Raw genomic sequence first — 12,221 nt, 5'->3', positions numbered from 1 at the left:
GATGAAAAGTGGTCCGTCGGCAAGAAATATATTGAAATGACAGTGTACCATGAATGGCGTAAGAAAAAACCAAAAACAACGCAAGAACCTACTCTTGATGAGTAGGCTTTCTGTTCGAGGATTTTACACACAACTTTGGACTTGACCCCGAATGGCCTCTAAAGCGCGAAACTTACAGAGATAGAACTAGAAATTAGCTCTATTTCACTCAAACTGACCAAAACCGCTCAAATAGAACTAAAAACTAGTCTTATTATTGTGTGTATCCCGCCGAATTGCCTTTGAAGCGCGAAACTTACAGAAATAGATCTAGAAACTAGCTCTATTTCGCTCAAATTGACCAAAACCGCACAGATAGAACTAAAAACTAGTCTTATTATTGCGTGTATAAGGTGCTGCAATCGCCATCCAGCTAAGTCAAAAAGGAGGTAATACAACAACAGTTTCTTAGATTGTCACTAGTTGATGTTTTTCTGTGAAATCAGAGAGCTGATACTTCAAATAGACTCTCAAAAAAGTCGTACCGATATATCATTGGTCTGAACTCTCTGAATCATGTTATAGACATGATGTAACTATCATTCTAAACGCAACTTTTTCATCATTCTAGTCGTCATACTTACCAAATAAAGCCAAACTACGGTCGCATTAGATTTTAGTGTGCAATGGAGGCCTTGTAATTATGATGATCAAAAAATATCAAACGACAGCAATCGTTGTGCTGCTCGCCTTGCTTGTTGGATGTGAGGGCAATGCCATTAACGACATGCCATCAAATCAAGTATCGGCTAAGGAAACACCCGCGAATGCGGTGCAGCTCGCCCAAAAAGAAGAAGTCGTAACTCCTATACCGATTACGATCGATACGATTAAGAGTGAAATAAAAGATGATCTGACCCAAGATCAGGTTCATACGCTTTTTGGAATACCAGCATCATCTGGAGAGAATTACATCATGATGAACGGTGAAATGAGTGTCATTGATCAATACATATATGAAGAGGGCCAATCAAAACTCGTCATTCAATGGTCCAAGGAAGGGCAGCTGCTATACGCTGTGTTCTACGATACGGATGCTTCAGGGAATCGCAGGAGCTTCCTGCCTGCCATCAAGGGGCTGTCGTCGTCCTCATCAGAAAATAATCTTGTAGCTAAAGAGAATGCGATAGAGCTGAATAAGCCAGTTACATTATATACGAACACGAATGCCTATGAGTGGTGGGGAGGAACACGAGCTGTTAAGTCCATCTCTGTAGATGCTCGGACAAAATATAAAGTCGTTACTTTATCGGATGATTTTGCCGAAATTCAGGACGAATCGGGATACGGCGGGTTTGTACCCGTGTGGTATTTAACGAAAGAAGCCGCTCAAGTGAAAGATATAGCACCTCTATCGTTAAAAGCAAAAGAAAGTGCTAAAGCGAAGTGGTATCCGAATTCACAAGGTGATGCCATAACTATGAAAGAAGGAGATACCCTTTATGCTTACAAGCAATATGGGGATTGGTATGGAGCTGCCGTACCGGATAGTACCGAAGGTGATAAATCCTATGGCCTTCTATGGATTCGTAAGGATCAAGTAACGTCAGCTGGTGCTGCTGCGCCTTTGTTTGAGATTGAAAATAGCAAACAAGCGGTAGCTGCTGCTGTGCGGAGTGTACTTGTGCCTAGTCTTGAGAAAGCTCGCGTGAAGGCGATCTTCGGAGAACCTTCGTTCGAAGAGTCTTCCGAAAATGTAGCATCATTAGAAGAAAAAGCTCGCACCCTTCCATTATGGCGTTATGAGGGTGAGCAAAATGAGCTTATCGTTGCTTGGTCAGAAGCGGGGACACTTCGGTATTCGATATACCGAGACTCCCCCGAACTAATTGCGCCACAATATGGTGTTAGTGCTCAGGGGCCTCTTGCACCTTCGCTGCATATGCAGTGGGATTGGCGCTTCAAGTCCGATCTCGGATTCAACTTTCTACTTGAGAAGGTTGGTAATGTTCTGCTCATCGCAGGCGAGGATGGCGGTTTCAGCGGAATGCACAATAATTCGAATATATATGCGCTTGACTCAGCTACGGGTCGAAAGAAATGGCAGTTTGATTTTGGCTTTGGAAGACATGATTACGGTTTATCGCAAGATAAAGAACGAATAGCGTTTCTTAAAAGCTCTATGAAAGAAGACCGTCCAGTTCATACGCTTCAGACATTAAAGACAGCTACCGGACAAAAAATGTGGCAAAAGAAGCTGGACAATGGTAAGGATGTAACCTCATTTGCTGTATCCAAAAACGTGATCTCAGCCGTTCAATCAAAGCGAGTCAGCACAACGGAAGAAAAGTTTACTTATGATCTCATCGGGTGGAGTATGGGAACAGGCAAGCAGCTTTGGAATATTGAGCTAGCTCAAGAATCAGAATTGGTTCGTGATGTCGGCAATCAAGACGTACTGCTTGTACAGGCTGGTGAGGACATGAGCCCTGTCATTTTGAATGAGCTGCAAGCATACGATCCGTTGACTGGAAAGGTGCTCTGGAAGAAGCCGGAGCGTAAAGCGGCCTCAGATCAAGAAGTGACGGATAGTGTTCGTTATGCGGAGCGTTCGAAAGCTTTTTGGACGAGGACGGTGGATGAATTAGTGTTAGTAGATGCCAAGACAGGCAAGGATGGGCTTCGCCTGCCTCTTGCCGGTTATAGCCGTTACGATATTATTGATGAAAATTATATCTTTCTACAGCAGTCATCTGATAATAACTTGTATAGTGAAAACGTGAAAAGCTCTTTAATCGAAGTTAAGTCAGGCAGGCCGTTATTTACATTAGAAGGAAGAGCTGAATTCGGGAAAATAGAAGGAAGCTTGTTATATTATCGCCTGAATGGTAAAGCGATGTCTTTTGATTTGAAAAAGGAAGAGCAGCGCTGGACAACATCGGGGGTTCCTGGCAAGCAAACGGATGGCGCTTCAGTTGTTCATTATGGCGGCAAGCTGATCGGCGTCTTTCCGGGTCTCGGTAATATGTATGTGTTAGATGAATCGACTGGAGAAGCAGTGAATAGACTCTCAGACGTTCGAGTTGGGTATTACGATTTTACGCCAAATCAACTGCTGAGTGGTTATTTATCGGTTATTGATGGGCAGCTTTATGTAGGCTCCTCGAATGGGTATTTTAGTAAGATAAAATAGAAGGAAGTGTGTTATGCCAATCGATGCCGTTTTATTTGATTTTGATGGGACTTTAGCAGATACTTTGCCATTATCGTTTAAAGCTTTTAACACTGTGTTCAAAACATATGACAATCGAGATGTTACGAATGAAGAGCTCATAGCGATGTTTGGTCCGACAGAAGAGGAGATCATTGCAAATCATTTCAGGAATGAAGAATTCATTTTACAAGCGATTATGGACTATTATGCGATTTACAAGCAGGGGCATTTTGATACCATCGAAAAGGATCAGGCTATTATTGATTTGCTAGAACATTTGAAGGGAAAGGGGATCAAAATCGGAGTCATCACAGGAAAAAGCAGGCGAGCATTCCAGATTTCATCTGAAGCGCTGAATTTAATAAGTTACTTTGATGTGGTGATTACTGGGGATGATGTCGTGAAGCCCAAACCTGATCCCGAAGGTATATATAAGGCGTTAGAAATCCTTGGCGTTGATAAATCCAAAACCGTATTTATTGGCGACAGTAATGCGGATATTGTGGCAGGTAAATCTGCTGGCTTACGGACCTATGGCGTGCAATGGCTGTCAACGTTCCAAAGCAGCGTGTTTGATATACCGCCTGATGCTATTTTGAAAACCGTATCTGAATTTCTTGACATCATGAAGGAAGAGGGATAGACCGATGGAATTGAAGTGGTTGGACTGGGCGAAACAGATGCAGGCGATTGCTCAAACGGGACTTACGTACACGAAGGATGTTTATGATATAGAACGTTATGAACAGCTGCGGCAGATGAGTATAGAAGTTATGATGAACTATACTTTGGTCAGTGAGGAGAAAATTGCTCTAACTTTCGCAAGTGATTCTGGTTATGCGACGCCAAAGGTCGATATTCGTGGTGTGATTTTTAAGGAAAATAAAATACTGCTTGTTCGCGAGAAGCTGGATGGCGCATGGGCTTTGCCAGGAGGCTGGGCGGATATCGGTTATTCACCTTCGGAGATTGCAGTGAAAGAGGTCAAAGAAGAATCAGGGTTTGATGTTGCGCCCGTTCGTTTGCTCGCTGTATTGGATAAAAAATTCCATGATCATCCGCCTGAGCCTTACCATGTATATAAGTTTTTTATACTTTGTAAAATCGTTGGTGGAGAGGCCGCTGGCGGAGTAGAAACAAGCGCGGTTGATTTTTTTGAGATAGATCAATTGCCTGAGCTGTCTGCGGAGAGAAACACCAAAAAACAGATTCAAACATTGTTTGAGTTTCTGGAAAACCCAAATAAAGAGATTATTCTGGATTGACCTGTTGCAATAATCGGGATCGTAATATTTTATATACCTTGAGATGAAGCGGCTTTATTTTCAATTGTCGAAATACCGTACATGCACTTCTAGGCGGCTACCCACATATAATGGAGAACAGACATCAGTGTTCATCTGTAATACATCGTGGGGGTGACTGAGCATGCCAGGATTGTTTTCGGCAATAGCACTATTTATTAAACAGCTTTCGCTACTTGTCTCTTATGTCAAAAATAATGCTTTTCCCCAGCCTCTTCAAGAGGAGGAGGAAACTAAACATCTGCAACTGATGGCGGAAGGTAATCAACGTTCACGAAATCTTTTGATCGAACATAACCTTCGACTTGTCGCTCACATAGTGAAAAAATTCGACAATACTGGGGAGGATCTCGAGGATTTGATCTCGATCGGGACAATCGGTCTGATTAAAGCGATCGAGAGCTTCCAAACCGGGAAAGGGACGAAGCTCGCTACATTTGCTGCTCGTTGTATCGAGAATGAAATACTTATGCACCTTCGGTCTTTGAAGAAGACTAGGAAAGACGTATCACTTCATGATCCAATTGGAACGGATAAGGAAGGCAATGAAATTACACTGATCGATATCCTCGGTACTGAAGCGGATGATATCGTCGATAAGGTGCAGTTGAAAATTGAAAAGTCGAAGATATATAAGAATTTGGATATACTTGATGACCGCGAGAAGGAAGTTGTTATTGGACGGTTTGGTTTGGAGCACGGCGGAGATGAGCGGACGCAGCGGGAGATTGCGAAGGAGCTTGGGATTAGTCGGAGCTATGTGTCGCGGATAGAGAAGAGAGCACTCATGAAGCTTTATCATGAGTTTTATAAGGCGAAGCGGTGATAATGACCTGAGCTCTTATAGTACATCTGACATTATCGTATGTAGCAATAAAGTTATGAATAGATTGAACTATGTTACATCAATAAAAGGAACCAAACGATAGAGATTCCGTTTGGTTTTTTTCTGTATACGCATTCCACACATGTTGATTTTGTGGCGGTGTTGGTTTGGAACGGAAAGAAGAGAAGTAACAATAACAGCCCTTCTAGCGAAGGGCTGTTATATCGTTTATACTGATAAAACCAATTTACTTCTTAGGAGTTGTCTAACGAATCATGATAAAGAAAGAAGTCGCGCATATACGCAAGCAATTTAAGCTGGATCACGATATGATGAATATTAACGACATTCTCAACGTGTATATTATGAAGGATAGCAACGAGGTCTATCATTGGGAGAGCCAGGCGTTTGCTCTGGTGGATAGAGAGAAGCAGGAGTTGTATATGGGGAATTTCAAAAAACTGCTGACCGGAGAATTGGATCAGAAGTTGTTCGAGTTGAAGTTTCAGGAGGAAGCAGAGGATCCGACGCGAGTGCTCCTTCACCAAGGTTTGGCGACAGGCGATCCTGAAGAATGGAAGGACCTGATGCTGCTGTTGGTGGATAAAATGTTGGTGGATGCCAAATATGAACAGGATACAGTAGTCACCTTCGTTCGTGGACAATATTTCCGGCCGACCAAGGGCAGAAATGAAGAAGCTGAAGAGAGCGGGAAGGACGAACTGTTCGCGCATCCGTTCATTCTATGCAGCGTGAATTCCACGGAGAAGCAAAAGAAGACTCTCTTGTTCGATTATGTGGAGAGGGAATTTAAGTACAATGTCATTGTAGATCCAATTATCAAGTTAAGTTCGCCGGAGCACGGGTTCTTCTACCCTAGCGTGACGGATAACTATTCCGATGTGAACCGCATTCTGTATTGTACGGCAAAATCGAATTATCCAGATCCGCACTTCATCGGACAGGTCTTAAATGCCGAAAGATCCATGACGGCAATGGAAGAGAGGGCTATTTTCGAAGACATCGTGAAGGAAGTGGTGGGCGAACAACTCGACGTAGCCACTCTCGCACAGGTGTACGAGGAGATCCACCAGGTAATCGAAACCAACGAAGATAAGGAAGAACCCCCGAAGTTGGATTATAAAGATGTGGAACGTGTACTGACAGTAAGTGGCATAGAGAACGTGACGACGGATAAAGTGGAACGCGCGTTTCAAACGATCGTCGACGATAGGAACTATGAAATGAAGGCAAGCAGCGTCATGCCGAAATTCACTTCAAAATCGATTAAGATTGATACAAAGGTAGCCTCGATTTCGGTCAGCCCGCAGGATTTAAAGTATGTGAGACAGGTGAATTATCAAGGGAAACGATGCATCCTGATTGAGATCGACGAAGATGCCGTAATCGAAGGATTTACGCTCAGTACAGAGACGTTATAGACTCAGTTGACAGTATTGGTTTATGCGGTTGCAGCATTTGAATAGGTCGGCGCATAATGTGTTCTTGAGGAAATGAAAATATTAAAATAAGACAACAGCGAGCAGAGGAGATAGTCTTGCTGGAGGATAAGTCACCGGGATGGTGCTCATCGTATAAAGTTTGTTCACACTGTCTACTCCACACATGTGGAGTGCTGTGTGTTGTTTATAAGAATTTAGCAGCTAAGAGCCACATTTTCCTGCAAGTTGAAGCCCGGCAGTATACTGTCTGGGCTTTTTTGTATCTATGGATATACATGCACTGTATAAACTATTATTATGTGGTTTATTGCCTTAATGGTACCTTCTTGAGACAATAACTAGTGTATAAATTTGAATGTTGTCGAAATAGACCGTTATTGAGGATATAATTATGAATTATTGAATATATTCTTCAAGTACAAATTTCCAAGAGTTAGAGAGTTGAAATACAGAAGAACGAGATGGTTCAAGTGTCAGAAAGGAAGTAATTCTATGTTTTATATTGTTTTAATCATCATACTGGCTGCTTTAATCATTCAATCCGTTTATCTTGTATATTACAAAAACCAAATTAAGGATATCGGCAACCAATTATCTTTTATATCAGACCATCACTCATTCAAAATGATACAAACACAAATTAAGCCAAAAGAAATTCATCGGTTAATCGATTTATGTAATGCAATTCTTCGTGATCAACGAAAGTTGAAGCAAGATTTTAGCGAACAAAAGGAAGAAATCCACGCGACCATTATGAGCTTGTCCCACGATATACGAACCCCGCTGACTTCACTTGACGGCTATCTGCAATTGGCTGAACGATCCGAGTATCTTAAAGAAAAAACAGAGTATGTTAGTCTGGCACAGACTAGAATGAAACAGATCATTACACTTGTTGACGAGCTGTTCCTATATTCGAAACTGAAAAACCCAGATTACATCTTGGAGCTTGAGCCAGTTGATGTGATAAAAGTGTTAAATAAACGTCTGTTTACCTTTATCGACGATTTTTTTGCGAAGTGGCTATGAACCAAACATCTGCATGGTGGAAGCACCGCTATTTATAGTGGGAAATGAAAGTGCGTTGGAAAGAGTATTTGAGAATGTGATCAAAAATTACTTTATGCACAGTGAAGGTGCTCTAAGCATTCGTTATGAGGAGAAGCAGGACGAGGTTTTGTTTCATTTTTCCAATGTACTGAAGCGAAATCATCTGCTGAGCCTTGACAACATATTTACTCGCTTTTACAAAGCAGATCCGTCGCGTACGAACCAATCTTCAGGACTGGGACTTTTTATCGTGAAATCACTGATGGAGAAAATGAATGGTTATGTGCAAGCTGACCTGAACGATGAGCAGTTTTGCATAAGCTTAGCTTTTAAGAAAATCGTAAAGGAGAGTTGACGTGTACAACGACACGAACCACCCCAAAATTCTAATTGTCGAGGACGACGTGCATATCAACAGTGGCTGGTTGATTGTTCGAATGTAGGTTTGTGATATACTTTTTGATATAAGAAGAGTCGTATACCGATTTCGAGGAATGTTACGCTGTGTTTAGATCTTTTTGAGGACCCCCAAACGGGAATCGGATGATGGATTTGCGGATAGGGTTGACTTCACAAACACTGTCGTCAATGAAAAATTAAGAGGTAACGATAAACTAATTAATTAACGTTTAAAGATAGGATTAATCCAATTTAGTGAACAAATCCCCAAAAAAGGAGAAAATCGTAGTGAACTATATCTGTACAATCGAATTGAACGCAATTGAGCCGAAAATAAGGCGGAAATTTCAGTTTCATCCGGAAATTACTTTTCATCAATTACATACTATTATTCAAATCGTAATGGGATGGACCGATTCGCATTTATATCATTTTAACGTTAGTGGAAAGATTATCGGATTGATTGACCCGGAATACGGTTTTCAACAAAATAAGACTCTGAATGCAAAGAAAGAAACGGTAATCAGTCATCTTTATCTTGAGAATACGGACATCAGCTACATGTATGACTTTGGAGATGGCTGGGAGCATTCAATCAAACTGGTAAAAATAAATTCTGTAGACCCAGAGAGTGCGAAGGAAGAATCGTTATACCCACTTTGCTTGGGAGGTGCACGCAATTGCCCGCCTGAGGATATTGGCGGTCCATGGGGCTTTCAGCATATGTTGGAAGCGATCCGAATGCCAAATCATCCGGATCACAATCATTTCATAGAGTGGCTGGAGGAAGACTATGATCCAGAAAAGTTTGCTTGCGATGAAGTCAACGTCTTACTTCACCATAAGCAGAACAAAGTATCTCCGAAATTGCCTCACCAGAAGCCGAAAGCATCGAAGGCGGCAAAGCTTACAAAGTCGGCGTTAAACAAACATTTGAAGCAAATGAGCCCTGATCAGCTGAGAGAGTTGATTATAACAAGCTTTGAAGTCAGCAAAGAGATAGGTAAGATTCTTGCCGTACGGATTATAGGCGAAGAAGCTGTGAAAGCTCTTTTTCAAGAGTATAGGGATAAGGTTGAAAATGAGTTTTTTCCGAAAAGCGGACATGGAAAACTGAGACTGAAAGAAGCGAAAAAAGCGATTTCCGAATTTGAGAAGTTTACGGGAAATGAAAGGTTAACGCTTGAGCTAATGCTTATTTATGTTGAAAATGGCGTCGAGTTTACCGTAACATACGGCGATATCAACGAACGCTTCTATTCAAGTGTTGTATCGGTATATGCTGATATTATAGACAGGGTGAATCTAGACGTAACGGGTGAGCTATTTAAAGAGTATGAGTCTCGCATTAACAGTGTTGTATCTAATTCAATAGGTACCGGATGGGGATTTTATGACAACCTAAGTGAATTAAATTCAGAGTTGGTATGAAGCTAGTGTAGTCTCATTACTTACTATATGTTAATTAAGTAATGTAAAATTGACCAGGTTTTATCCGCAAAATTTTAAAAAATCAACAACACTGGGAGGATCTTGAGGACTTAATTAGCATTGGGACAATCGGTCTAATTAAAGCGATCGAGAGCTTCTAAACCGGGAAAGGGACGAAGCTCGCTACATTTGCTGCTCGTTGTATCGAGAATGAAATACTTATGCACCTTCGGGCTTTAAAGAAGACTAGGAAAGACAGCTCTTATATTACATCTGATCTAGTGATAAAGGTAGGGTTTGATTGTACGATGTTAATAAAAGAAACCAAATGGCAGAGATTCCGTTTGGTTTTTTTTACTGTATACATACTCCAGACATGTAGAGTGTATAGTGTTGCTAATGAAAGGGTGCCGAGAAGTCGTGCACCCTTCTTTTACTTCTTGTTCATTGATTTTTTTGGTCAATAATCTGCGTCTAATCCCTACTCATCTAGCCACTTATTCATTTTATATCCTATCTTTTCAGTTACGTGAATAGCGACACTATGAAAGACAAAATCCCTTCAACTGCAACGAATGAGAACACGGTTTGTTAACTTGGATGAGCAAAAATCCCACCGACATGTCTGCAAGACTTATGACGAGAAATAAATAATGTCCAGTTTATGGGACACCCTCTTATTTCACATTATGTTACTCTCCCTCGGTTGTAGATTCTAATATACTTTTTATACCATTGTTTACCCTCTCAATGTTCGCTATAATGTTCTTGTAAATTAAATTGAATACAACCCTCATCCTATCAAACGGTGAGGTAGAGGTCGCGGTTGTTAGAAGTAAATCAGTGGAGACGCAGAGAACGTCATTGAAGCTGTTGAAAGGAACTACCGCCGAAGTTTGATTGCTGCTCTGGGCATTTGGGCTGGGACTGTTGCCGGAAGGTGCAGAACTGTCACAAATTTATGATAAGTAAATTTGTGATGAGCTATCTTCAAAGAAGATAAGTTGGGAATGATATAAAACGTTCACCTCTGTGAGCGTTTTTTTTTGTGACCATAAGAAACGTTTGTTCTGAAAGACAGTGTCACCGTTTCTTCTTGTTTCCCACTCCAGAACAATGGATCGACATCATGATTAAGGAGTGTTTTTAATGTCATCAAACAATTCGACTGAGCCACAGCAGTTGAAACGCGGGCTAAAGGCTCGTCACCTCACGATGATTGCACTAGGAGGCTCCATTGGTACAGGCTTGTTCCTTGCTAGTGGTAGTGCAATAGCTGAAGCTGGTCCAGGGGGAGCTCTTCTCGCTTATATAGCGGTGGGTATTATGGTGTACTTCCTTATGACTAGTTTGGGAGAACTTGCAACCTATATGCCGGAATCGGGATCTTTTAACACCTATGCGAGCCGCTTCGTGGATCCTTCTTTGGGATTCGCCCTGGGATGGAATTTCTGGTTTAACTGGGCGATTACGATTGCCTCTGAGCTTGCAGCAGCAACTCTTATTATTAAATATTGGTTTCCTGATAGTCCTTCTTATCTGTGGAGCATCCTGTTCCTTGCCATTATTTTCGGTTTGAATTTACTGTCTGTCAAAGGATATGGTGAATCGGAATACTGGTTTGCATTGATCAAAATTGCCGTTGTCATCATCTTCTTGATTGTTGGGGTGCTTATGATATTTGGTATAATGGGAGGCTCGAAGCCAACTGGCTTCAGTAATTTCACACTAGACGGTGGGCCGTTCCATGGTGGTTTTCTAGCGTTTCTTGGTATCTTTATGGCAGCGGGTTATTCCTTCCAAGGAACCGAGCTTGTCGGCATTGCAGCGGGTGAAAGTGAGAACCCTCGTGAGAACGTACCGAAGGCCATTAAACAGATCTTCTGGCGTATTCTGCTTTTCTATATTTTTGCAATCTTCGTAATTGGTATGCTGATTCCTTTTACACATCCGAGCTTGATGCAAGCTGGTATTGAGAATATTGCAGTTAGTCCGTTCACCCTTGTTTTTGAAAAAGCGGGATTCGCCTTCGCGGCTGCTATTATGAATGCCGTCATTTTGACTTCGGTGCTGTCTGCCGGTAACTCGGGAATGTATGCATCTACACGTGTACTGTGGGTACTTGCCAAAGAGGGCAAAGCACCTAAGTTCCTAGAGAAATTGAACAAACGCGGTATTCCTATTAATGCGCTGCTGGTCACTTGTGCAGTCGGCATGCTTGCGTTCCTAGCTTCCTTCTTCGGTGATGGGGTTGTGTATTTATGGCTGCTCAATGCTTCTGGCATGTGCGGATTTATTACATGGCTTGGAATCGCAATTAGTCATTACCGTTTCCGTAGGGCATTCGTTGCACAAGGTCGGGATTTAAGTGAACTTCCTTATAAAGCCAAGTGGTTCCCTTTAGGTCAATGTCATTAAGTTAATCTCCGAGACAAGATCGTAAATAGAAAGTGAATCTGAAACGGCATGGGAAAAGCCCTGTGCCGTTTATTTTTTTGATGCAAGACTGATAAATAGGAACAGCAAACAAACGGATGGACGATCCGCTTAAAAAA

General features: G+C 41.8%; 9 protein-coding genes, 1 pseudogene and 1 riboswitch. All 10 genes and pseudogenes read left to right on the top strand.

The genetic code is table 11. The features are described from left to right. Positions 1–682: 682 nt before the first annotated feature. Entirely contained in the window at positions 683–3,172 is a 2,490-nt protein-coding gene (locus AB4Z45_RS32430; RefSeq protein WP_441913746.1) for an outer membrane protein assembly factor BamB family protein, read from the top strand. Positions 3,173–3,185: 13 nt separating this feature from the next. After that, positions 3,186–3,836, top strand: coding sequence for an HAD family hydrolase (locus AB4Z45_RS32425; RefSeq protein WP_441913744.1), 651 nt, complete (start codon positions 3,186–3,188; stop codon positions 3,834–3,836). Between the two features lie 4 nt (positions 3,837–3,840). Continuing rightward, complete coding sequence (locus AB4Z45_RS32420; RefSeq protein ID WP_441913742.1) at positions 3,841–4,458, top strand: NUDIX hydrolase; 618 nt, start codon at positions 3,841–3,843, stop codon at positions 4,456–4,458. A 163-nt stretch (positions 4,459–4,621) separates the two neighbouring features. Further along, positions 4,622–5,323, top strand: a complete 702-nt coding sequence (sigK, locus tag AB4Z45_RS32415; RefSeq protein ID WP_053374990.1) for an RNA polymerase sporulation sigma factor SigK — start codon at positions 4,622–4,624, stop codon at positions 5,321–5,323. Positions 5,324–5,598: 275 nt separating this feature from the next. Beyond that, a complete protein-coding gene (locus tag AB4Z45_RS32410; protein ID WP_441913740.1) occupies positions 5,599–6,765 on the top strand; it encodes a DUF4317 domain-containing protein in 1,167 nt (388 codons plus the stop codon). 513 nt (positions 6,766–7,278) lie between these two features. Then, complete coding sequence (locus AB4Z45_RS32405) at positions 7,279–7,815, top strand: histidine kinase dimerization/phospho-acceptor domain-containing protein (RefSeq protein WP_441913738.1); 537 nt, start codon at positions 7,279–7,281, stop codon at positions 7,813–7,815. Positions 7,816–7,828: 13 nt separating this feature from the next. Next, positions 7,829–8,191, top strand: coding sequence for a sensor histidine kinase (locus AB4Z45_RS32400; protein WP_441913736.1), 363 nt, complete (start codon positions 7,829–7,831; stop codon positions 8,189–8,191). A gap of 332 nt (positions 8,192–8,523) precedes the next feature. Next, a complete protein-coding gene (locus tag AB4Z45_RS32395; protein WP_441913734.1) occupies positions 8,524–9,666 on the top strand; it encodes a DUF6155 family protein in 1,143 nt (380 codons plus the stop codon). Positions 9,667–9,761: 95 nt separating this feature from the next. Further along, positions 9,762–9,929 (top strand): annotated as a pseudogene (locus AB4Z45_RS32390) (sigma factor); the annotation flags it as partial. Between the two features lie 543 nt (positions 9,930–10,472). Then, positions 10,473–10,661, top strand: a riboswitch (Lysine riboswitch). A 154-nt stretch (positions 10,662–10,815) separates the two neighbouring features. After that, on the top strand, positions 10,816–12,084 hold the full coding sequence (locus AB4Z45_RS32385; RefSeq protein WP_441913732.1) for an amino acid permease: 1,269 nt from the start codon (positions 10,816–10,818) through the stop codon (positions 12,082–12,084). Positions 12,085–12,221: the final 137 nt, after the last annotated feature.

The sequence above is a fragment of the Paenibacillus sp. MCAF9 genome (genome assembly GCF_052114265.1).
Lineage (GTDB): Bacteria > Bacillota > Bacilli > Paenibacillales > Paenibacillaceae > Pristimantibacillus.
This window is presented reverse-complemented; position numbering and strand designations above follow the sequence as displayed.